The organism is Pseudomonas frederiksbergensis (genome assembly GCF_003732275.1).
Taxonomy (GTDB): domain Bacteria; phylum Pseudomonadota; class Gammaproteobacteria; order Pseudomonadales; family Pseudomonadaceae; genus Aquipseudomonas; species Aquipseudomonas frederiksbergensis_H.
Genome location: NZ_MOBM01000020.1, coordinates 156,607 through 179,920 on the forward strand (window position 1 = coordinate 156,607; position 23,314 = coordinate 179,920).

General features: G+C 59.1%; 14 protein-coding genes. 7 read left to right on the forward strand and 7 right to left on the reverse strand.

What is annotated here, in order from left to right; translation table 11 throughout:
* The first annotated feature begins 215 nt into the window (after nucleotides 1–215).
* Nucleotides 216–2,936: a DUF5801 repeats-in-toxin domain-containing protein gene (locus tag BK662_RS16435; RefSeq protein WP_123358940.1), complete on the forward strand. Its 2,721-nt coding sequence runs from the start codon at nucleotides 216–218 to the stop codon at nucleotides 2,934–2,936.
* A 250-nt stretch (nucleotides 2,937–3,186) separates the two neighbouring features.
* Nucleotides 3,187–9,141, forward strand: coding sequence for a DUF5801 repeats-in-toxin domain-containing protein (locus BK662_RS16440; protein WP_259695925.1), 5,955 nt, complete (start codon nucleotides 3,187–3,189; stop codon nucleotides 9,139–9,141).
* A 115-nt stretch (nucleotides 9,142–9,256) separates the two neighbouring features.
* Here BK662_RS16440 and BK662_RS16445 read toward each other — a convergent pair whose 3' ends face one another.
* From BK662_RS16445 to BK662_RS16470, 6 genes are all read right to left on the reverse strand, one after another.
* Nucleotides 9,257–10,000 (reverse strand): response regulator transcription factor, encoded by a 744-nt coding sequence (locus tag BK662_RS16445; RefSeq protein WP_123358941.1) that lies wholly within the window; start codon nucleotides 9,998–10,000, stop codon nucleotides 9,257–9,259.
* A gap of 720 nt (nucleotides 10,001–10,720) precedes the next feature.
* A complete protein-coding gene (locus tag BK662_RS16450; RefSeq protein WP_123359011.1) occupies nucleotides 10,721–12,076 on the reverse strand; it encodes a TolC family outer membrane protein in 1,356 nt (451 codons plus the stop codon).
* 32 nt (nucleotides 12,077–12,108) lie between these two features.
* Complete coding sequence (locus tag BK662_RS16455) at nucleotides 12,109–13,422, reverse strand: HlyD family type I secretion periplasmic adaptor subunit (protein ID WP_123358942.1); 1,314 nt, start codon at nucleotides 13,420–13,422, stop codon at nucleotides 12,109–12,111.
* Nucleotides 13,403–15,184, reverse strand: a complete 1,782-nt coding sequence (locus BK662_RS16460; protein ID WP_123358943.1) for a type I secretion system permease/ATPase — start codon at nucleotides 15,182–15,184, stop codon at nucleotides 13,403–13,405. Before BK662_RS16460 ends, BK662_RS16455 begins: the two co-directional genes overlap by 20 nt.
* A 316-nt stretch (nucleotides 15,185–15,500) precedes the next feature.
* Entirely contained in the window at nucleotides 15,501–16,904 is a 1,404-nt protein-coding gene (locus BK662_RS16465; protein WP_123358944.1) for an MFS transporter, read from the reverse strand.
* A 255-nt stretch (nucleotides 16,905–17,159) separates the two neighbouring features.
* Nucleotides 17,160–17,423, reverse strand: coding sequence for a DUF2798 domain-containing protein (locus BK662_RS16470; protein WP_123358945.1), 264 nt, complete (start codon nucleotides 17,421–17,423; stop codon nucleotides 17,160–17,162).
* Between the two features lie 126 nt (nucleotides 17,424–17,549).
* On the opposite strand from BK662_RS16470, the gene BK662_RS16475 reads away from it, so the two are divergent.
* The gene (locus tag BK662_RS16475) at nucleotides 17,550–18,476 is read left to right on the forward strand and encodes a LysR family transcriptional regulator (protein WP_123358946.1); all 927 of its coding nucleotides are present in this window, start codon (nucleotides 17,550–17,552) and stop codon (nucleotides 18,474–18,476) included.
* A gap of 107 nt (nucleotides 18,477–18,583) precedes the next feature.
* On the opposite strand, the gene BK662_RS16480 is transcribed toward BK662_RS16475, so the two are convergent.
* A complete protein-coding gene (locus BK662_RS16480) occupies nucleotides 18,584–19,600 on the reverse strand; it encodes an AraC family transcriptional regulator (protein ID WP_123358947.1) in 1,017 nt (338 codons plus the stop codon).
* Between the two features lie 131 nt (nucleotides 19,601–19,731).
* Between BK662_RS16480 and BK662_RS16485 the strand changes: the two genes are divergently transcribed.
* From BK662_RS16485 to BK662_RS16500, 4 genes are all read left to right on the forward strand, one after another.
* Nucleotides 19,732–20,916, forward strand: a complete 1,185-nt coding sequence (locus BK662_RS16485; protein WP_123358948.1) for an acetyl-CoA C-acyltransferase family protein — start codon at nucleotides 19,732–19,734, stop codon at nucleotides 20,914–20,916.
* A gap of 13 nt (nucleotides 20,917–20,929) precedes the next feature.
* Nucleotides 20,930–21,781, forward strand: a complete 852-nt coding sequence (locus BK662_RS16490) for a 3-hydroxybutyryl-CoA dehydrogenase (protein ID WP_123358949.1) — start codon at nucleotides 20,930–20,932, stop codon at nucleotides 21,779–21,781.
* The gene (locus tag BK662_RS16495) at nucleotides 21,768–22,400 is read left to right on the forward strand and encodes a TetR/AcrR family transcriptional regulator (protein WP_123358950.1); all 633 of its coding nucleotides are present in this window, start codon (nucleotides 21,768–21,770) and stop codon (nucleotides 22,398–22,400) included. Before BK662_RS16490 ends, BK662_RS16495 begins: the two co-directional genes overlap by 14 nt.
* A gap of 95 nt (nucleotides 22,401–22,495) precedes the next feature.
* On the forward strand, nucleotides 22,496–23,167 hold the full coding sequence (locus BK662_RS16500; protein WP_123358951.1) for a class I SAM-dependent methyltransferase: 672 nt from the start codon (nucleotides 22,496–22,498) through the stop codon (nucleotides 23,165–23,167).
* Nucleotides 23,168–23,314 lie beyond the last annotated feature (147 nt).

Genomic DNA, 23,314 nt, shown 5'->3' on the forward strand with positions numbered 1-23,314 from the left:
CGGAATCGAATCCCCAACACCCTCTGACCAGGGCTTATGGTTTATCCATGCACCGCTCCTTCGCGTCCTCATCCCCTTTCCCCCTCCCAAGTAGGCTGAAACTCCCACCCCGCTTGGGAGTATCGGCCGATGCGCAATCCCCGGCGCTTATCCATAGTGACGGCCGAAGGTCAACGGTCAGGCCTCGATGACCGCAATTGCTCGGGAGAAAAATCATGGCTATTGGAATCACCGGCGTGGACGTTACGCTGGACGAAACGGCCGGGTTGCAGAACCTCACTGCCACTCCAGACCCTGTGGGAGACGCTGACGACAACGACATTCTGGTGTCGTCCCTGCCCTTATCCTTCTCTGACCGTTTGACCGCACTTGGCGCAGGTACCGCCACGGATGCGGCCTTGAGTGGCTATACCGGTGCCGGGGGCGACACGGGCAGCGATGCGTTCACCGTCACCGACGGAGCAACCATTACCGATATCAGCTTCGTCGACAGCGCTGGCGCACCGCTTGATGGCGCGGTCAGCGGACTGTTTACCCTCGATGGCACCAGCATCCTTCTCTATACCGATACGGAGAACAACAATATCGTTCTGGGCCGAGCCGGGAGCGCAACTGGCGCGATCGTGTTCGCGGCCTACATTGAAGAAACCGGATCGCCGGTCTCGGGCGGCAAGATCTGGACCGTGGAGTACCAACCGCTCAAGCATCCAGATGCTACAAACCCTGATGATTCGCTCAATCTGCTGGATAAGGTATTCGTCGGAACCAGTCAGGACCTGGAATTCAGTCTGGCCAATGCGCCCTCCGGTCAGAACCTCTTCCTGATGTTCACGACGGAGGACCCGGCAACTGAAACGGTCAATGGTGTCGTGCGGATCACGGATCCCACCATCATCGCCACTGGCAAGGACCCGGCGAATCAGTCAACTGGCGTCAATATAAACACTGGCGACACGATCAATACCAGCCAGGCGGGTGGCCCTACCACCTTTGGCACCAACAGCCAGATGATTACGGAACAGGAGGGCATTCGTTATTCGTTCGTCACCGGTGCCAGGCAGGATGTAACCATTCCCAACCTGGATCAGAACGAAGCAGATGTTGAAGCCAACATCGACTTTACCGACGTCGTCAATGCGAATAAGGCCAGTTTCGACGTCGTGCAGTTGCAAAGCGGCAAGAGTGCTGTGGTAAAAATCAGCGCATTCAGCACCGCTGTTGAATCTGGTACGACCTTCATCGACGGCTATGCAAATGATTCGCTGGTTGAGATCACCAGTGTTCGCGTCATCAACATCAGCACCGGGCTGGTGATCGAGAATTCAGACGGACCGGAGGATGATTCAACTATTACCATCAGTTTTGATGCTGACGGGGTTGCAACCATCACCGGCGTTAAAGCCGGTTACCGGATTGAATACACCACAACGGAGGATCACAACCGAGTTCTCGTCGAGAACGGAGCGGCCGTCGATGCCAGGGGCAATACCCACGCCGATTTTGACATCGGTGGTTTCACACTGCTCCAAACCGCTGTTACGACCGCCGAAATCGGCTCCAAGATCATCTTCGACGATGACGGCCCAGCACTCGCCTTCGGCAACCTGATCGGGACCGGTAGTGTCCTGCCGCAAACTGGATTCTGGAGTCATTCGGCCGGCGCCGATGGGCTGGATGCGAACGGTCTGGATATCTCGTTGCTGAATAACCAGTTCACCCTCGTCAGGCCAGACAACACAACCACGACCGGGACCGGCACGCTCGTCGAGCAGTCGCCCTCACCGGACGGCAATGGCGCGTACCAATTTGCAGGGACGTTGACCGGCGATTTCGACAACAACGCCGGCACGACGGATACCAGCGTCGACTACACACTGACCGCCTTTGCCAATGGCAGCTATGTACTGGATCTGGTGCAAGGCTTCAGTTCGACGGTCGTGCTCAGCACTGCCGATGGCTCGCTCAGTGCCGGCGGTCCGGACCCCGTGCGCACCTTGTTAATTCCGAAGACGAATGACCCGACGATTCCTTCGGCATCCGAGGAGGTTGTGTTCTTTTCCGCGAAGGCGCTTGCGTCGACTTCGGACATCCTGACCGGTATCGGGCTTGGAGCATCCGACCCCACCGAAGCCCAGCTACAGACCAACCCCCTGCCCTCGTACATCGACCCGAGGGCCATGAACGTCAGCACGTCCGGCATTGGCGTCGCCAATAACGTTCTTCAGGGAGACAACCTGGTGGCAATCGGCGCGACCGATGAAAGTTTCGTCATCAATCCCGAGACCCTGCTGACGGGAATGAAGGTTTTCATCGACAACTCCGTGGCGGGTTACAACACAGCGACCGAGGACCTGTACTACAGGATCTACTACGAGGACGGCTCGACTTCGGACCTCATCGAGGTGAACACCCTGACGCCAGAGCCCCGTGGACAGGTGTCCTTCCTCATTGAACAGGAGGGCTCGCTGCTGATCGACGCTGTTCAGCTCACGATGGGCCGAGGCGACATCAAGATCCCGGTGATCCAGTTCATTCAGGAGACCGAGAGCCTGGCCAGTGATATTCAGCTGACGTTCAACGCAACGGTGACGGACAGGGATGGGGACTCGGCATCAAGTACGTTTGACGCCAACCTGTTCGCCAATGACTTGGTCGGCGCCTTCGACTACACGCTGGTGGGTACGGGCGGTGAGGCTGATGCCTTCAACGTCGACTTGTCATTCGATGAGAACCTGTACCAGGTCACCGGCTTCGATGCGGACGCCAACCTGCGAGATACGCTGGTGCTCAACGGCGACCAGACTGCCGGTGTCCAGATCAACAACAACGGTACAGACAGCATCGTGACGGTTACCGAAACGGGCGGACAAGTCACGACCATTACCTTGGTCGGGGTCGCTCTTGTGACTAGCGACATCGTTATTGGCAGCGCCTGAGGCGTCGCACGCGTGAAAAATGCGAGGGCGGCGCAAGCCACCCTCGCATTGTTTTTTTGCAGTTCCAATAGGCAATTCGCACGCTCGCATCACCCTGGGCACCCTGCGGCAGACCACCGACGAAGACGACTAGGCCGAAACTCCCACCCCGTTTGGGAGTATCGGCCAATGTGCAATTCCGGGCGCTTGGTCATAGTTGTAGAGGTCAATGGTCAGACCTCAATGACCGCAATTGCTCAGGAGAAAAATCATGGCTATTGCAATCACCGGCGAGGACGTTGTGCTGGACGAGACGGCCGGGTTACAGAACGCCACCGCCACGCCAACCCCTGCAGGAGACGCTGACGACAACGACATTCTGGTGGCATCCCTGCCCTCTTCCTTCTCTACCCGTTTGACCGCACTTGGAGCGGGTACCGCAACGGGTGCGGCCTTGAGTGGCTATACCGGTGCCGCGGGCAACACGGGCACCAATGCGTTCACCTTCACCGGCGGAGGAAGCATTACCGATATCCGCTTCGTCGACAGCGCTGGCGCCCCCCTCAATGGCGTGGACAGCGGACTGGACACCCTTGATGGCACCAGCATCCTTCTCTATACGGACACGAACAACAACATCCTTGTGGGCCGAGCCGGGGGCGCAGATGGCGCGATCGTGTTCGCTGCCTACATTGAAGAAACCGGATCGCCGGTCACCGGCGGCAAGATCTGGACCGTGGAGTACCAACCGCTCAAGCATCCAGACATGACGAACCCCGATGATTCGCTCAATCTGCTGGATAAAGTGTTCATCGGAGCCACTCAAGACCTGGATTTCAGTCTTGCCGGTGCGCCCTCCGGTCAGAACCTGTTCCTGATGTTCACGAAAGCGAACCCGACAACTGAAACTGTCAATGGTGTCGTGCGGATCACGGATCCCACCATCATCGCCACCGGTAAGGACCCCGCAGACCAGTCAAGTGGCGCCAATATAAATACTGGCGACACGATCAATACCAGCCAGGGGGGTGGCCCGACCACCATCGGCACCAACAATCAGATGATTGTGGAACAGGAAGGCATCCGCTTTTCGTTCGTCACCGGTGCCAGGCAGGATGTGACCGTTCCCAACCTTAGTCAGACCGAAGCCGATGTTGAGTCCAACATCGACTTTACCGCCGTCTACAATACGACGTCGGCCAATTTCGACGTCGTGCAGTTGCAAGGCGGCAAGAGTGCCGTGGTAAAAATCAGCGCATTCAGCACCGCGGCTGAACCTGGCGTGAATTTCATCAACGGTTATGCGGGTGATACGCCGGTTGCCATCACCAATGTTCGTGTCATCAACAATAGCACCGGGCTGGTGATCGAGAATTCAGACGGATCAGTGAATGATCCGACCATTAGCATCAGCTTTTCTGCTGCCGGAGTGGCAACCATCACCGGCGTTTTGGCCGGCTACCAGATTGAATACACCACAACGTCGGACCACAACCGCGTGCTCATCGAGAACGGGGCGGCCCTCGACGCCAGGGGCGATAACCACGCCGATTTTGATATCGGCGGCTTCACGCTGGCCAAGGCTTCTACTTCGATCGCCGAAATCGGCTCCAAGATGGTATTCGAGGACGACGGACCGAGCATCAGCACCACCGGCACGGAGCCGACGCTGACGGTGGACGAAACGGTGCTGGCCACCAACGCCACCCAAAGCTTTACCGCCAACTTCAACTCGGCGTTTGGTGCGGATGGCCCGGGTACGCTGACCTATTCGCTGGGCGTGGTGGCGGGTGCCTCCGGGCTGACCGACACGGCCACCGGTGAGGCGGTCAACCTGTCGCTCAACGGCACAGTGGTCGAAGGCCGAACGGCCACGACCGGCCTGCTGGTGTTCACGGTTAGCGTCGCCGCCAATGGTGACGTCACGCTCGATCAGCTGCGGGCGGTGGTGCATCCCGATGCCACCAATCCCGATGATTCGACGAGCCTGTCGGCAGACAACCTGGTGACACTGACAGCGACCACAACCGACGGCGACGGCGACAGCGTCCAGGCAACCCTCAACATCGGCGCAAACCTGGTGTTCAAGGACGACGGCCCGAGCATCACCGCCACCGGCGAGGAGCCTGTGCTGACGGTGGACGAAACGGTGCTGGCGACTGACGCCACCCAGAACTTTGCCGCCAACTTCAGCTCGGCGTTTGGCGCTGATGGCGCCGGCACGCTGACCTATGCGCTGGGCGTGGTAGCGGGAGCCTCAGGGCTGACCGACACGGCCACCGGTGAGGCGGTCAACCTGTCGCTCAACGGCACCGTGGTCGAAGGCCGCACGGCCACCACCGGCCTGCTGGTGTTCACCGCCAGCGTTGCCGCCAATGGTGACGTCACCCTCGACCAGCTCCGCGCCGTGGTACATCCCGATGCCACCAATCCCGATGATTCGACGAGCCTGTCGGCAGATAACCTGGTGACACTGACGGCGACCATAACCGACAAGGACGGTGACAGCGTCCAGGCAACCCTCAACATCGGCTCGAATCTGGTGTTCAAGGACGACGGACCGAGCATCACCGCCACCGGCACCGAGCCTGTGCTGACGGTCGATGAAACGGTGCTGACGACCGACGCCACCCAGAACTTTGCCGCCAACTTCAGCTCCGCGTTTGGCGCCGATGGGGCCGGCACAGTGACCTATGCCCTGGGCGTGGTAGCGGGTGCCTCCGGACTGACCGACACGGCCACGGGCGAGGCGGTCAACCTGTCACTCAACGGCACCGTGGTCGAGGGCCGCACGGCCACCACCGGGCTGCTGGTGTTCACGGCCAGCGTCGCCGCCAATGGTGACGTTACGCTCGACCAGCTCCGCGCCGTGGTGCATCCCGATGCCACCAATCCCGATGATTCGACGACCCTGTCGGCGGACAACCTGGTGACACTGACAGCGACCATAACCGACAAGGACGGTGACAGCGCCCATGCGACCCTGAACATCGGCCAGAACCTGGTGTTCGAGGACGACGGGCCAAGCATCAGCACCACCGGCATCGAGCCGACGCTGACGGTCGACGAAACAGTGCTGGCGACCAACGCCACCCAAAGCTTTACCGCCAACTTCAGCTCCGCGTTTGGCGCCGATGGGGCCGGCACAGTGACCTATGCCCTGGGCGTGGTAGCGGGTGCCTCCGGACTGACCGACACGGCCACGGGCGAGGCGGTCAACCTGTCACTCAACGGCACCGTGGTCGAGGGCCGCACGGCCACCACCGGGCTGCTGGTGTTCACGGCCAGCGTCGCCGCCAATGGTGACGTTACGCTCGACCAGCTCCGCGCCGTGGTGCATCCCGATGCCACCAATCCCGATGATTCGACGACCCTGTCGGCGGACAACCTGGTGACACTGACAGCGACCATAACCGACAAGGACGGTGACAGCGCCCATGCGACCCTGAACATCGGCCAGAACCTGGTGTTCGAGGACGACGGGCCAAGCATCAGCACCACCGGCATCGAGCCGACGCTGACGGTCGACGAAACGGTACTGGCCACCAACGCCACCCAGAACTTTGCTGCCAACTTCAGCTCCGCGTTTGGCGCTGATGGCGCCGGCACACTGACCTACGCGTTGGGCGTGGTGCCGGGAGCCTCCGGACTGACCGATACGGCCACCGGCGAGGCGGTCAACCTGTCGCTCAATGGGACAGTGGTCGAAGGCCGCACGGCCACGACCGGGCTGCTGGTGTTCACGGCCAGCGTCGCCGCCAATGGTGACGTTACGCTCGACCAGCTCCGCGCCGTGGTGCATCCCGATGCCACCAATCCCGATGATTCGACGAGCCTGTCGGCAGATAACCTGGTGACACTGACGGCGACCATAACCGACAAGGACGGTGACAGCGCCCATGCGACCCTCAACATCGGCCAGAACCTGGTGTTCGAGGACGACGGGCCAAGCATCAGCACCACCGGCACCGAGCCAACGCTGACGGTCGACGAAACGGTACTGGCCACCAACGCCACCCAGAACTTTGCTGCCAACTTCAGCTCCGCGTTTGGCGCTGATGGCGCGGGTACGCTGACCTATGCGTTGGGCGTGATGGCGGGTGCCTCCGGGCTCACCGACACAGCCACCGGCGAGGCGGTCAACCTGTCGCTCAATGGGACAGTGGTCGAAGGCCGCACGGCCACCACCGGGCTGCTGGTGTTCACGGCCAGCGTCGCCGCCAATGGTGACGTTACGCTCGACCAGCTCCGCGCCGTGGTACATCCCGATGCCACCAATCCCGATGATTCGACGAGCCTGTCGGCAGATAACCTGGTGACACTGACGGCGACCATAACCGACAAGGACGGTGACAGCGCCCATGCGACCCTCAACATCGGCCAGAACCTGGTGTTCAAGGACGACGGGCCAAGCATCAGCACTACCGGCACGGAACCGACGCTGACGGTCGACGAAACGGTACTGGCCACCAACGCCACCCAGAACTTTGCTGCCAACTTCAGCTCCGCGTTTGGCGCTGATGGCGCGGGTACGCTGACCTATGCGTTGGGCGTGATGGCGGGTGCCTCCGGGCTCACCGACACAGCCACCGGCGAGGCGGTCAACCTGTCGCTCAACGGCACAGTGGTGGAAGGCCGCACGGCCACCACCAACCTGCTGGTGTTTACGGCCAGCGTGGCTGCTAATGGCGACGTCACGCTCGACCAGCTCCGCGCCGTGGTACATCCCGATGCCACCAATCCCGATGATTCGACGACGCTGTCGGCGGACAATCTGGTGACGCTGATAGGGACCGCAACTGACAAGGACGGTGATAGCGCTCAGGCGACCCTCAATATCGGCCAGAACCTGGTGTTCGAAGACGACGGCCCATCACTTGCATTCGGCAACCTGATCGGCACCGGTAGCGTCCTGCCGCAATTCGGGTTCTGGGACAATTCGGCCGGCGCCGACGGGTTGGGTGCGGCGGGTCTGGATATCTCGGTGAATAGCCAGTTCACCCTCGTCAGGCCAGACAACACGACCACCACCGGGACCGCCACGCTCACCGAGCAGTCGCCCTCACCGGACGGCAATGGCGCGTACCAATTCGCAGGGACGTTGACCGGCGATTTCGACAACAACGCCGCCACAGCGGATACCAGCGTCGACTACACGCTGACCGCCTATGCCGATGGCCGCTATGCACTGGATCTGGTGCAAGGCTTCAGTTCAGAGATCGTGCTCAGCACTGCCGACGGCGCGCTCGGTGCCGGCGGTCCGGATCCAGTGCGCACATTGTTAATTCCAGAGCAGGATCCGCCGACTATTCCTTCGCCATCTGAGGAGATTGTGTTCTTTACCGCGAAGGCGCTTGCGTCGACTTCGGACATCCTGACCGGTATCGGGCTTGGAGCGCCCGACCCCACCGAAGCCACGCTACAGACCAACCCCCTGCCCTCGTACATCGACCCGAGGGCCATGAACGTCAGCACGTCCGGCATCGGCGTCGCCAATAACCTGTTCCAGGGAGACAACCTGGCGGCAATCGGCGCTGCCGATGAAAGTTTCGTCGTCAATCCGGAGAGCTTGCTGACGGGCATGAGGGTCTTCATCGACAACTCCGTAGGTGGTTACAACACGGCGACCGAGGACCTGTACTACAGGGCCTTCTACGAGGATGGCACGTTCTCGAACCTCATCGAAGTGAACACCCTGACTCCGGAGGCAGGCGGACAGGTATCCTTCCTCATTGAGAGCGATGGCACGAATCTGATCGACGCTGTTCAGCTCACGATGGCCCGAGGCGAGATCAAGATCCCGACGATCCAGTTCATTCATGAGACCGAGAGCCTGGCCAGCGATGTCCAGCTGACGTTCAACGCGACGCTGACGGACAAGGATGGGGACTCGGCGACGAGTACGTTCGACGCCAATCTGTTCGCCAACGACTTGGCCGGCGCACAGTTCGATTTCACCCTGATTGGCACGGGCGGTGAGCGTGATGCCTTCAACGTCGATTTGTCAGTCGATGAGAACCTGTACCAGGTCACCGGCTTCGATGCGAATGCAAACCTGCGAGACACCCTGGTGCTCAATGGCGACCAGAACGCGGTTGTCCAATCGATCGACATCAGCGGTGCAGACAGCATCGTCACGGTTGCCGAAACGGGCGGACAAGTCACGACCATCACCTTGGTCGGGGTTGATCTTCTGAGTAGCGACATTGTTTATGGCAGCGTCTGAGAAACGCGCGTAAAAAAATGCGAGGGTGGCGAAAACCACCCTCGCATTTTTTTGCAGTTTTAATGCCGCCGACAAGGACGGCGATACGGTGACTGCCCAAGTGCGCCAAAGGGTTTCAGACCGTCTTTTTTTGACGTGAAGCCAAATCCATTTCCACCCACGTGGACTCGGGTGGTTTTTCGTTGTTGGTGAGCCCGTGCTTCAGCGCATACATCAGCAAATCGATGCGGTTGATCAGATTAAGCTTTTGATAAATGTTGCTGAGGTGGTTATGCACAGTATGCTCGCTGATGCCCAGGCGCCCGGCGATGCTCATGTATTTGGCGGACGGATCCCCCACAATGGCGCGAATCAGTTCCCTCTCGCGCAGTGTCAGCCGCGCCTGTTTCGCCTGCTCCAGATTGCATTTCAATTGTATATGCCCGGTCGCGGCATAGCCGGACAGCCCACCGGCCCAGGCCCTATCCTTTCCGGTATCGCGGTGGTGGACCGTAATGATGGCCTGGATGATCGATTCCGTCGGGTCTTCCGCCAGCACGATACCGCGTGCGCCCGCCTCTATTGCCTGGGCAACGGGGACGGCTTCGTACAGGCCCTTGAGCACAAGCACCTTCATTTCGGCGCTGCGGGTGAGTCCCGCAACGACCTCCAGCGGGTTCAGCGCATCCGGAAAGAAACTGAAAAAAATCACATTGGGACGCAACTGATCGGCAAGATCCAGCGCATTGGTATAGGTGGTGGCCTGGCCACTCACTTCCATCTGAGGCTTGCGGGCATTGATCAAGTCTTGAAGGCCCATGAGAACGAGGGGGCGACAATCGATCAACATCACGCGTATTGGTTTTCTGTGGGTCGTCATTACTTTCCTGACTCCCTTGAAAAATGAACTACGACCTCCCTCCCTTGGCCTACATGGGTCAGCAGCTCCCTCACCTGACCACCGTGATCGAAGGACAGATGCGAGCGCCGACAGGCCTTAATGGTGCCCACCCGGCTATTCATCCCTGGGGGACACTTCCACTGGCTTCACCGGCAGGAATCGCGGACGTTTCCAAGGCCGGGCAAAGCCATCGAGGCAACATAAATAGGAATAATCATCAATAGCTTGCGCATGATTGATGTGCTCCCTCGATCTGTTCAACTGAGTCTAGGCCAGACCAGCACACTGCCAGCACGCCCATCCGCCAGTCGTCGACTCAAGCCTCCTGCGAGTAGCCCGATCAATGTTAAAAACGACAAATTCTACCTATGAAATCAATTACTTATGATCAACTACGGCGACCAGTGATCACAGTCTGATTGCGATCAAAATCGTCAATTAACCGACGAGTGGTGTGCGCAAAAGTACAACCGCAACACTGGCGTCAATTTATCGGCGAAGATCACCTCAGCCGAGCGATGGAAATGCTCCCAGCCTGAGTCTCGTCGCTGGTTTTTCCTTCCGCTGCGCTAGGTAACAGCATGACTGTGGTGCTCGAGTTTTTTCGACAACGCCACAGCAACCACCGCCTGAACTGCTGGAGGTTGTGGCGCAAATTGGCGTCCAGTGGGGACGGGGGGATACGCAGCGATGGCAGAATCAGTGGGATGTGAGGCTTTGGCTGGCGCTGCCGGGGCTCAACCAGCCATTAACGCTTTCGACACTTTCGGCAGGCAGCTTTCCCGCCCAGCGATTGAGGGTAAGGACATTGGTGACGAACTCGTATTGCGTCTTGAGCAGGTCACGACGAGCCCGGAATTCGTTGCGTACGCTGGTCAGTACATCGACGGCATTGACCATTCCGTAATCGAGGCCTTTCTCTGCCGCCACTCTCGACAGCTGTGCCGAGGCCAGTGCATTGCGGCTCGCATTGATTTTTTCTCCGCTCGAATTGGCGGTCAGGTAAGCGCTAGTGATCTCCTTGACCACCCGGCGCCGGATCGCTTCCAGTTCCTGCTCGGCGGTAATCTGATCCTGGTAGAGCCCACGGACCCGCGCCGAGGTCGAGCCGCCGCTGTACAGCGGCACCTGAAGGCCAATACCGGCGACATAACTGTCGGTGCGCGGCGCCAGGGTATTGTTGTAGCCCTCGTTGGTCTGTTGTGCGCTCAGGCTCAGACTCAGGGTCGGATAGTGCCCGCCCTTGCCACTGCGCAACGCAGCGCCCGCGGCTTCCACGCCGCTCTCGTTGGCCTTGAGCGCAGGGTTCAGCGCTATACCGTCGCGGACCCAGGTTTCCAGGCTCTGCGCTGAAACCCGGAGTTGCACGTCATCGCGAATCCGGTTGAGTTTCTCCTTGACCGGCCGGCCGACGATCTCCGCCAGTGCCTCGCGACTGATACTGGCCTGGTTCTGGGCGTCCAGTTCCTGCGCCGCCAGCAAATCTACCCGGGCCTTGAGGTCGAGCTGATCAGTAATCATTGCCAGCTGCTTCTCGTACAACGCATTGACTCGGTCCAGACTCTTTTGCGTGGTTCGACGCTCCGCCCTCACCAACTCCAGTTCATCTTCGGCCGCCAACGCGGCGAAGTAACGCTGGGCCAGTTCCATTGTGGCCTCGGCCTGGGCGTCCAGCGCTTGCGATTCGGACTGCTTGGCCAGGCTTTTGAATTTTTGGTAGTTCTCCCACGCGGTCTTGTTGTAGAGGTACTGACGCAGCACCAGGCTGTAGTTTTCGCTATCGTAACTGCGCTGCACCAGGTCGTTCTCCTGATGAATCCGATTCGTCCCGGCGTTAAGCGATACCTGGGGGAACAGCGCACCCAAGGCCTCGCGCTGATGTTCCTTGCCCGCCTGCGCTTGCGCAAAGGAGGCCAATACCCGCGGATCTTCCAGCCGTGATTCCCGGTACAACTGCATGAGGTCGGTGGAAAACGTCGAGGCGCTGACCCCGGTCGGCGTTACCGCAGTGGTTTGCGCCAAGGCAATATCGATGCCCAGTACAAGCAAGAGCAGACCGCCGGGAAAAGATGCAGGTACTCGCACGATCATTCCTCGATCATCGATTGAGCGATGGCATTGCGAGCCGGCTGCATCAGGTATTGCAACAGCGTACGTTGCCCCGTGATGATCAACACATCCGCGGGCATCCCCGGCAGTAATTTGCGCTCACCCAAGGTGTGCACTCCCTTCTCGGTTACCCGCACCCGCGCCAGGTAATAGGCCGTCCCGGTCTTTTCGTTGGTCAGCCGGTCCGCCGAGACACTGCTGACCTCGCCTTCGATCACCGGCGTGGTCGCACTATTGAATGCGCCGAAACGGATATCGGCACGCTTGCCGATGGCGATACGATCAATATCCACCGGCGCGACCTGGGCCTCTATGACCAGCTCGGAAACCGAGGGAACGATATCCAGCAGCGGCGTCGCCGGGCTCACCACACCACCAATGGTATGCACCGTCATGCCAATCACCATGCCCGCGTCGGGTGCGCGGATGACGATACGACGGAGCCGGTCTTCCAGGGACGAGGTTTTCTCTTGCAGGTCGTACATCTTCGTCTGAACCTCGGCCAGCTCCTTGACCACTTCGGTATTGAAATCCTTGTCGACTTGCAGAATCTGCAGCTGTGTTTCGTTGATCTGCAGACGAGTCCTGTTGATAGCGGAACGGTGATCAGCCACCTCCGACCTGAGCATCCCCAGCTTGCGTTCCTGCTCGAGCAGGCGTTGTTTGTCAACGAACCCTTGCTTGAGCAGGTCGGTCAATTCATCGATTTCACCGCTGTAGGATTTCTCCAGATGAACCTTGGCACCAATCATCGATTCCAGTCCCTTGATCTGTTGACTCAACTGCCCGATGCGCTCGCGTAACACCGCCATCTGGCCCAGACGCGAGCCTTGCCTGGCGTTGAATACCTGAGTCTCGCCCTGACGCGCCTCCACTCCTCGCAGACTGTCCGGATCGGCTATCTCCCCAAAGCTGATCGCCGACAGTGTGTCGCGCTCGGCTCTGAGTCTTGCCTCCATGGCTCTGGTCGCGACCAGCTGGCCTCGGGTCATCTCGTATTCGAAGCGCAACTGGGCATCATCAAGAATGATCAGCGGATCACCACGCTTGACGATGTCACCGTCATGGACCAGTACCTCTTTGACGATGCCCCCTTCAGGATGCTGGACCGTTTTGCGGTAAGTCTGCACGGTGACCACCCCCGGCGCGTAAGCGGCACCGTCGAGGGGCGCGAGCGCCGCCCAGGTGCCGAACAGGCCGAAGGTCACCCCGACAATACCAATGCCCAGGCGGCGTGCTTTACGATCAGATATCGGCAGGCCGGCGAAGCTTTCAATTTGACGACTGGGCATCGTAGGGTTCATCGGCATCGCCCTTGCTGGTTTTGACCGAAGCCATGCTGGCGCCTGCCGACATAGCGTGCTTTTGTGCCTGCTGTTTCTGCGCGAGTTCGGCGAGCACCTGTTCGCGTGGCCCATAGAGACTGATAACCCCTGCGCTCATCACCATGAGCCGGTCAAGCTGCGACACGATGTTGGTTCGGTGGGTAATGACAAACAGGGTCGCGCCGTTCTGCTTGAGCTGCTGGATGGCTGCCACCAGTGCGCGATCACCGACTTCGTCAAGATTGGAATTGGGCTCGTCGAGAATAATCAGCCGCGGGTTGCCATACAGGGCACGGGCCAGTCCGATGCGCTGGCGCTGCCCTCCCGACAGCATGAGGCCCTCGCTGCCAATGACGGTGTCGTAGCCATCGGGCAACTGCAAAATCATTTCGTGAACGCCAGCGGTCCTGGCAGCCAGAATGACTTTCGCCGAGTCGACCTCGGCGAAGCGGGCAATGTTCTCGCTGATGCTGCCTTCGAATAATTCAATGTCCTGGGGCAAGTAACCTATATGCGGCCCAAGTTCCTGCTTGTCCCACGCACTGATGTCCGCGCCATCGAGCCGGACCACGCCATGCAGCGGCACCCATACCCCCATCAGTGCCCTGGCCAGGGTGGACTTGCCCGCTGCACTTGGACCGATGATTCCGACAACGCAGCCGGCAGGTACGCTGAAACTTATGTTGTTGATGATCGGGGTTTTCGAACCAGGTGCCGCGACGACCAAACTCTCCACCTGCACGTGCCCCTGAGGCGCAGGCAATGACATACGCTCGGGCTGAGCCTGTTGTTTGTCGAGGATGTCGTTGAGACGGCGGTATTGCGAGCGGGCCGCAATAAAGCCCCGCCAGCTGCCGATGATCAGATCGATGGGGGCCAATGCGCGCCCTAGCAGCACGGACCCGGCAAACACCAGGCCTGCCCCTACCTGATGATCCACGGCCAGATACGCCCCCAGACCAAGGATCAGTGACTGCACCAGGATCCGGAAAGTCCTGGAAAGCGTGCTGATCACGGCACCTCTATCGCTCGCCTGTGCCTGCAGCAACAGGACATTTCTTTGACGATGTCCCCAACGGTCCATGAGGGTTTCAAGCATGCCCATGGACTCGATGACTTCAGCGTTGCGCAGATTTTTCGTGGTATAGAGCGTCGCGCCAATATGTTCCTTGTTAGCCTGGGCCAGTGTCGGCCCCGTCAGCCTCTCATTGATAAACGCGAGCAATAACAGCAACAGCGCACTGCCCGTCGCTACCCAACCAAACCAGGGATGAAACATGAACATCACAGCGACATAGATAGGCAACCAGGGCGCATCGAAAAAGGCGAACAATCCTGGACCGGAGAGAAACTGCCTCAAGCCCGTCAAGTCGTTGAGCGACTGGGCCGAAGCATCCATGCCGCCACTGTCCAGAGCCCGTTTGAAGCTGGCCTTATAGACTTGGCGACTGAGCAACACATCCAGCCGGGTACTGACCCGAACCATGATGCGCGAACGAACCCATTCCAGGGAGCCGAGCGTGACCACCAAGCCGGTCATGATCAGCGTCAGCATTGCCAGGGTCGTCAGACTTCCGCTGGTTATAACTCGCCCATACACCTGAAGCATATAGAAGGTAGGAACGAGCATTAGCGCGTTGATGAAAAGGCTGAAAAAACCAACAGAAACAAAGCTGTCTCTACAGGCTTTCAACGCATTTTTCAGGCTGTTTTCAGGTGTGCTTCGCATTGAAACCCCTGCTCGCAAAAACCATCTTTTGCAGCTTAGATCATGCCGAACGACTGCGTGGAGCAATTGGCCGGATCGCCTCAACCCCCTGCAACGCCCCAGCGATGAGGAGCGCAGGATATTGACGACTTCGAGGCCAGGAGGCTCTACGACATGATGTTGCCGTTATCGCGGGCTGGAGAGAGGTTTCTGGTTCAGGGTTACCGGCCAAATAGAGGATTCACAAGCACGTGCCGCCTTCGTCGTGCGCCCTCCTTCGCTTATGGCAATCCGATGGTCGGCACCGACAGCCGGTACTTCGTCGGGTGCCAGCCGATTACAGATCGGTGATCTCCTTATGGCGAGGTACCAGCGCCTTCATGACGCTCCATGCCACCAGATAGGCCAACGCACAGATGGCAAACATGATCATGTAGCCGGTATGAATATCACCGATCAGTTTGTAGTGATCGATTACCCAACCACCGATCTTGGTCATCACTACGCCGCCCAAGCCGCCGGCCAAACCGCCAATACCGACCACCGAAGCGATGGATTTTTGCGGAAACATGTCCGACACGGTGGTGAAAATGTTGCACGACCATGCCTGGTGCGCCGACGCGCCCACGCCAATCAGCAGCACCGGCACCCAGAAACTGATGTAACCCAATGGCTGCGCCAGTAACACCAGCAGCGGGAAGAAAGCGATCACCAGCATGGCTTTCATGCGACCGTCATACGGCGCATCGCCGCGTGACATGAAATAGCTGGGGAACCAGCCGCCGCCGATACTGCCGACCATGGTCATGCTGTACAACACGGCCAGCGGCATCACGATGGCCTGGCCTTTCATGCCGTATTGCGCCGATAGATAGGTGGGAAGCCAGAACAGGAAGAACCACCACACACCGTCGGTCATGAATTTACCGAAAGCAAAAGCCCAAGTCTGACGGTAGGTCAGCAATTTGAACCACGACACTTTCTTATCGGCGACACCCGGTATCGGGCGGGTGACCACCTGTACGACCTGGTCGCTGCGGATGTAGGCCAGTTCCTGCGCCGAGAGGCGTTTTTGCTGCTCCGGCTTCTCGTACAGCGCAATCCATACGCCCACCCAAACGAAGCCCAACATACCGATCACGATGAAAGCCGCTTCCCAGCCCCATAGGCTGGCGATCAGCGGCACGCAGATCGGCGCCAGGATCGCACCCACATTGGCACCGGAATTAAAAATGCCGGTGGCAAAGGAACGCTCCTTCTTCGGGAAGTATTCTGCGGTGGCCTTGATTGCGATCGGAAAGTTGCCCGCTTCGCCTATCGCCAGCACGGCGCGCGACACCATGAAACCTGCGATCGAAACCGGAATCATGGCAATGCCGAACGCGCTGAACACAGCACCAATCCCCTCACCCATCGGCACCGCAAAGGCGTGCATGATCGCGCCGGTCGACCAGATGCCGATCGCTACCACATAGGCTGTCTTGGTGCCGATCTTGTCGACCACCCGGCCGGCAAACAGCATGGAAATCGCGTAGACAAACTGAAAGACCGACGCGATGTTGGCGTAATCGCTATTACTCCAGCCAAATTGCGTCGATAGGTCCGGCGCCAACAGACTCAATACCTGGCGGTCGAGGTAATTGACGGTGGTGGCAAAAAACAACAGCGCGCAGATCGTCCAGCGATATTTGCCGACGGCCTGGCCGACTCGCTGAGCATTGATGGGCTCGTTCAGATTCATGGCATCACTTTATTGTTGGATTAGGGTGATGATTGCCGACGAATTGTCTGTCGTCGTACAACTTGGCTTTTTATATCGAGTCCCCTGCCACCCTGTCAATCTGAAAAATGGCCGTCTGTCTCAAAGACATGTGGGCCCATATCCCGCAAGAGACACGGAAAATGCTGGCCGATAGCCCTTCAATTTTCCCGGTATGACGACGACAACTGGTTCAACCATGGTCATACGATCACTGCGCGTTCCCCACTTTTTCTCTCAGTGGGCTTGCACGGTCCACGCCACCAGTCGGGCAACGAACGGACGCACGATGAGCACGCAGACGAATGCCGAAGGCATGGCCACCTGGTACGCATTCATCACATTTTCCATGTAATGTTCATCTATTCCGAATTCAGCGATTGTGATGACGAGACACATGAGAAACGCCATGATGGTGGCCATGTAAAGCGCAAAGACGTAAGGCGTCGCGTGTTTAGGCAAGCGAAAACGTGCGGTATTTCTAGCTGTTCTATCGGTCATCGATTTGAGCCTTGTCGATCTTGAGTGGCGAGAGCGGCTAACCTAGCAAGCTGCCGAACACGCCGGTAGACGCGTTACGCTTGAATCATTCTTAAGAAAAATCAACGAATCGAGCACAGGGACCCGATGGATATTCTTGGTTTGATCAATACCTATATCCGTGTGGTAGAAAACGGCAGCATCGCGGCGGCGGCCCGTGCCCAAGGCATGAGCGCCGCGGCGGTCAGCCAGAGCATCACGCGGCTCGAAGCCCACTTGGGCGTGCGCCTGCTCTCTCGTACGACCCGGAGCATGGCGCTCACCGAAAGCGGCACTCGCTATTTCGAGAAGGTGCGCCACATTCCGGGCGATATTGATCTCGCCTCGCAAGCTGCCACTGTCGAAACCAAACCGCATGGGCCGCTTTGCATCGCCACCACCGTGGCATTTGGTCGGCATGTACTCGCGCCATTAATGCCCGCATTCAAGGACGCCTACCCGCGCATCAACATCGAACTGATCAGTACGGATCGCAGCGTCGATCATCGGCTGGAGGGCGTCGACGTCAGCATCCGCATTGAAGCGCAGCTGAGCGATCAGCTCATTGCCCGGCGTATCGCCTCGCGTCCTTTCGTGTTCTGCGCGTCATCCGCGTATCTCGACCGCGCGGGCATGCCGACAACACCTGAGGAGCTGAAGCAACACACTTGCCTTGTCTTTCGATACCCAACTGATGGTCGTTTTCTGCCCTGGACCTTTGTACTCAATGGCAGCCGTTTCGAAGCCAAAGTCAATCCGGGCTTCATCTGCGATGACATTGATACGATCGCGCAGATTGCTGTAAACGGCGGCGGGATCGCACGCCTCGCCAGCTTCGTCGCTCAGCCATTGATCGACAGCGGCCGACTACTGCCATTGTTCGAGCCGGGCAGTCGCAATGCAGCTTGCGCAGAGCCTGAACCGATGCACATCTATGCCTGCGTCACCGAGCGATCGGCTTTGAATGCGAAGGTGCGCGCGTTCATCGATTTTCTTGAACGAGAGCTGCAAAGCCAGTCGCATGTGCTCGCCTAAGCAGCCGCACGACGAGTTCAACTCAATCTGCGGCGATCTGCGCGATCAGGACGCAACAATCGACTGGGGGAGAACTGGCTATGCGATCCCCGGTGCCAACCATTGACTCATTCAGAACCCTCCTGAAACCGCGCCCGATACCGTCCCGGGCTCTCCCCCGTCCACTTCTTGAATGCCCGATGAAACGCACTCGGCTCCTGAAATCCCAATTGTTCAGCAATATCGCTGATGCTCGCCTTGCTCTGGCGCAACCGTTCAAACGCCACCACGCGCCGTACTTCATCCTTGATTTCCTGATACGAACAGCCTTCACGTCCCAGTTTGCGGCGAAAGGTGCTGGGGCTCAGGTGCTGCTCCAGGGCGAAGGCCTGCAAGGTTGGCCATTCGCTGTAATGGCTGTGGCGCAGGCGCTGATGAACCTGCGACGTCAGCCCATGCTGGTTGCGGAAACGGATCACCAGCCATTGCGGTGCGGTGCGTAAAAACACTTTCAGCGAGGCGAGGTCTTGAATCATCGGCAGCCGCAGGTAGTGACTGGCGAACTCGATTTCGGTGCGTTCGGTGCCAAAGGTCAGGTTGGGGCCCCAGAGCATGGCATCATCACGCAGCGACAAACGCTGATGACGAAAGTCCGCTCGATCGATCGAAATGCGCCGCCCGCCCAGCCAGCACAGCAGGCTGATCATCAACACCAGAAACGTTTCTTCGCCCAACCGGCTGATCTCGCTGTTCTGCGAACAGGCCTGCAAGCTGATGACCGCGCGCTTGCCACGCACACTCAACGTGCCGCGAAAATCACGCAGGAACAGGGCGAAATTGGCCAGGCACTGACGCATGGCTTTTTCCAGCGTCGGCTCCTGAATCAATGCCCGACAGATCAAGGCAAAACTGCCCGGCGGCATACCATGGGAGTCCAACTGGAAAAATTCGTCGTTCAACTCACGAATCTGCACCAGCCACAACGCGGCGAAAGCCGTGGCCGGCACCCGTGCCGTCGGCTGATCTATCAGCGCCGGATCAATTCCCACCTGTTCAAGTACTGCCCGCAGACGCTGCGGTTCTTCACGTAGCGCATGGATCATGGGGTACATGAAGTAAACCGCCACCGAATCCGTTTCCCGCATTTGAATGCCTCTCTCGTCACATCTGAATATGGCAAAAAACGCCATCACCCTTGAACAGTTTTGGCATAGGCCTGTGGCGCTGCTGATTCTAGACTCGTGCCCAACAAAAAAGACCTATTCAGAGAGCCAACATGAACCATTCCGATATTTTTGTAGTGAGCGCCGTCCGTTCTGCCATCGGCAGCTTTGGCGGTTCACTCAAGGATGTGCCGCCTATTCAGTTGGCAACCGACGTTTGCCGCGCCGCTATCGAACGCTCAGGCCTGGCGCCCGAACACATCGGCCATGCGGTGATGGGACATGTGATCCCGACCGAGGCGCGTGATGCCTACATCTCCCGGGTCGTAGCGATGAATGCCGGCCTGACGAAAGAGACTCCCGCCTTCAACGTCAACCGTCTTTGTGGTTCGGGTTTGCAGGCGATTGTCAGTGCCGCGCAAAGTTTGATGCTGGGGGATGCGGGCGCTGCGCTGGCAGGTGGCGTCGAGTCCATGAGCCGAGGCGCGTACTTGTTGCCGCAGGCGCGCTGGGGCGCACGAATGGGCGACATGCAGGCCATCGACTACATGCTTGGGGCACTGCAAGACCCGTTTGCCGGTTTCCACATGGGTATCACCGCTGAAAATATCGCCGAGCACTATGGCATCACACGTCAGACCCAGGATGAATTGGCGCTTCTCAGCCAGCAGCGTGCTGCCCGGGCGATTGCCGAAGGGCGTTTTGCCGGGCAGATCGTGCCGATCGAAGTAGCGACCCGCAAAGGGACGGTATCGTTTGCGACGGATGAGCATGTACGGGCTGAGGTCAACGCCGAGCAATTGGGCCGCATGAAACCCGCCTTCAAAAAGGACGGTAGCGTCACCGCCGGCAACGCATCCGGCCTCAATGATGGTGCCGGCGCGCTGATCATGGCCACGGGCCAAACTGTTCAGGAACAAGGCCTCAAGCCTATGGCTCGACTGGTGGGTTATGCCCACGCAGGCGTTGAACCTTCAATGATGGGGCTGGGACCGATTCCCGCCACCCGCCTGGTGCTCAAGCGCGCCGGTCTGACCGTTGCCGACCTTGATGTGATCGAGTCCAACGAAGCCTTCGCCGCCCAGGCTTGTGCCGTAGCGCAAGAACTGGGCTTCGATCCGCAGAAGGTCAACCCCAACGGTTCGGGCATCTCGCTGGGCCATCCGGTGGGCGCCACTGGCGCGATCATCGCCACCAAAGCCATTCACGAACTGCATCGCTGCCAAGGCCGTTATGCCCTGGCAACCATGTGCATCGGCGGCGGCCAAGGCATTGCCGTGTTGTTCGAACGGGTTTGATAAGGACATGCGCATGAATCTTCAGAACATTGGCGTCATCGGCGCCGGTACCATGGGCAATGGCATCGCGCAAGTCTGCGCCCTGGCCGGCTTCAACGTGACCTTGATCGACATTTGCGAGAGTGCCTTGCAAAAGGCAATCGCGACCGTCGATAAAAACCTCGATCGGCAGATCGCCAAAAACACGCTGACGCACGAGCAAAAGCTCGCGGCCCTCGACAAGATTCGCACCCGTACCGATTACAACAGCCTGCAAAACGTGCAGCTGGTGATCGAGGCCGCCACCGAAAACCTGGACCTGAAACTGCGCGTGCTGCAACAAATCGCCGCGCAGATCAGCGCCGACTGTGTGATCGCCTCGAACACCTCATCGCTGTCCATTACCCAACTCGCCGCCAGTGTCAGCCAGCCTGAGCGCTTCATCGGCCTGCATTTCTTCAACCCGGTGCCGGTGATGGGCCTGATCGAAGTGATTCGCGGCCTGCAAACCAGCGATGCCACCCACGCCTTGGCGCTGGACATGGCGACCACACTCGGCAAAACCGCAATCACCGCGGGCAACCGTCCGGGTTTCGTGGTGAACCGGATTCTGGTGCCGATGATCAATGAAGCGATCCTGGTGTTTCAGGAAGGCCTGGCCAGCGCCGAAGACATCGACGCCGGCATGCGTCTGGGCTGCAACCAGCCGATCGGCCCGCTGGCACTGGCGGACCTGATCGGCCTGGACACCGTGCTGGCAATCCTTGAAGCCTTCTACGACGGCTTCAACGACAGCAAGTACCGCCCCGCTCCACTGCTCAAGGAAATGGTCGCCGCCGGTTACCTGGGACGCAAAACGGGGCGCGGCTTCCATGCCTATGCCTGAGCGTTGCTCACGCTTCGCCGAATACCGGGACAAGGTGCTGGTGCTCTTTGCCAGCAAGGGTTTCGGTCAGGTCGGCATGCGTGAGCTCGCGACCTGCCTGGGGCTCGCTCCGGGCTCGTTGTATTACCATTACCCCAGCAAGCAGCACTTGCTGCTCGATTTGATCGAGGAGTTCTACGAAGAGCTGCTGGCCACCCTGGGGCGCATTGAACAAGCGGCCCCGGCAAAACGCGACAGACTCAACCAATTGATCCGCGCGCACCTGAATCTGCATCAGGAAATGCCTTGGCATTTTCGCCTGGTGGAGCGCGACAGCGGCTGCCTGAATGAAGAGCAGCAGGCACGGGTCCGGCAACTGCGCGAGCAGTACGAACGCAAGTTGCTGCTGATGCTCGGCGTCCGACTCCGATTCAGTGAACAGGGCCTGTTGGCCGCCGGTCATGCCATTGCCGCCTTGCTCAACAGCGCGCCCAGCTGGCTGACGCACTATTCGCTGGATGAACAAGAGCGCGATAATCTGCTGGAAAACATGGTGAGTGGCGCCATCGAACGGTTGCTGGCGCCAAAACGTACGCATGAGACGATAAGCCTCGCCCCGTCTCTAGAAAAAAATATCTAAAAAAACCGGACACCCGTCGCGTTGTAAAGCGTTATCGGGAAGCTCTGCTCCACCTGTCCTATCCTTCCATCAACCCAATAACTCCGGACATCGAAATGCCCGCTCCCGAATCCACCCTTCTCCAGAGCTGGCACCACAATGCCCAATCCTGGATCAAGGCTATCCGCACCGGCTCTATCGAAAGCCGCCTCAAGGTCACCGACCAGGCAATCGTGCTGGCGGTACTAGGCCGCCAACCCGAGCGTGTGCTCGACCTGGGCTGCGGCGAGGGCTGGCTGTTGCGTGCGCTGGCTGAACGGGCCATCAAGGCGGTCGGTGTGGATGGCGATGCCGCGTTAGTCGAGGCGGCGCGGGCGGCGGGCTCTTCGTCGGTGTATTTGGCGAGCTATGAAGAGTTGGTGGAGGCGAAGGTGGACATCGGCAGCAACTACGACCTGATCTGCGCCAACTTCGCCCTGTTGCACCAGGACATCATCCCTCTGCTCGCCGCCATGAACGCCCTGCTCGCCCCTGGTGGCGCGCTGGTGATCCAGACGCTGCATCCATGGACCGCGGCGGCGGGCGACTATCAGGATGGTTGGCGGGAGGAAACCTTCGCCGGGTTCAAGGGGCAGTGGCAACCCATGCCGTGGTACTTCCGCACGTTGTCCAGTTGGCTCAATGCGCTGGACATGGCCGGTTTTCGGCTGGCCGGCCTGCAGGAGCCGCAACACCCGCAAAGTCCTGTGCCGCAGTCGTTGCTGTTGGTGGCTGAGCAATTGGAATGACACGTTTCCTGAAAGGTTCCAAGCACGGACGCTGCGCAGTCGCGAGATTGACCGCGCCATTCACCAGCAGCGGTGCGCAGCTGTTCGTCGTGGATTAAGCCAGGGCAATAGCGATGCAATCAGTGCGATCCGAACCGAATTGCCCTT

Excerpts from the sequence above, each read along its gene's own strand:
- BK662_RS16435 (WP_123358940.1), top strand. The coding sequence starts at position 216 with ATGGCTATTGGAATCACCGGCGTGGACGTTACGCTGGACGAAACGGCC.
- BK662_RS16440 (WP_259695925.1), top strand. The coding sequence starts at position 3,187 with ATGGCTATTGCAATCACCGGCGAGGACGTTGTGCTGGACGAGACGGCC.
- BK662_RS16445 (WP_123358941.1), bottom strand. The coding sequence starts at position 10,000 with ATGACGACCCACAGAAAACCAATACGCGTGATGTTGATCGATTGTCGC.
- BK662_RS16455 (WP_123358942.1), bottom strand. The coding sequence starts at position 13,422 with ATGCCCAGTCGTCAAATTGAAAGCTTCGCCGGCCTGCCGATATCTGAT.
- BK662_RS16460 (WP_123358943.1), bottom strand. The coding sequence starts at position 15,184 with ATGCGAAGCACACCTGAAAACAGCCTGAAAAATGCGTTGAAAGCCTGT.
- BK662_RS16465 (WP_123358944.1), bottom strand. The coding sequence starts at position 16,904 with ATGAATCTGAACGAGCCCATCAATGCTCAGCGAGTCGGCCAGGCCGTC.
- BK662_RS16470 (WP_123358945.1), bottom strand. The coding sequence starts at position 17,423 with ATGACCGATAGAACAGCTAGAAATACCGCACGTTTTCGCTTGCCTAAA.
- BK662_RS16475 (WP_123358946.1), top strand. The coding sequence starts at position 17,550 with ATGGATATTCTTGGTTTGATCAATACCTATATCCGTGTGGTAGAAAAC.
- BK662_RS16480 (WP_123358947.1), bottom strand. The coding sequence starts at position 19,600 with ATGCGGGAAACGGATTCGGTGGCGGTTTACTTCATGTACCCCATGATC.
- BK662_RS16485 (WP_123358948.1), top strand. The coding sequence starts at position 19,732 with ATGAACCATTCCGATATTTTTGTAGTGAGCGCCGTCCGTTCTGCCATC.
- BK662_RS16490 (WP_123358949.1), top strand. The coding sequence starts at position 20,930 with ATGAATCTTCAGAACATTGGCGTCATCGGCGCCGGTACCATGGGCAAT.
- BK662_RS16495 (WP_123358950.1), top strand. The coding sequence starts at position 21,768 with ATGCCTATGCCTGAGCGTTGCTCACGCTTCGCCGAATACCGGGACAAG.
- BK662_RS16500 (WP_123358951.1), top strand. The coding sequence starts at position 22,496 with ATGCCCGCTCCCGAATCCACCCTTCTCCAGAGCTGGCACCACAATGCC.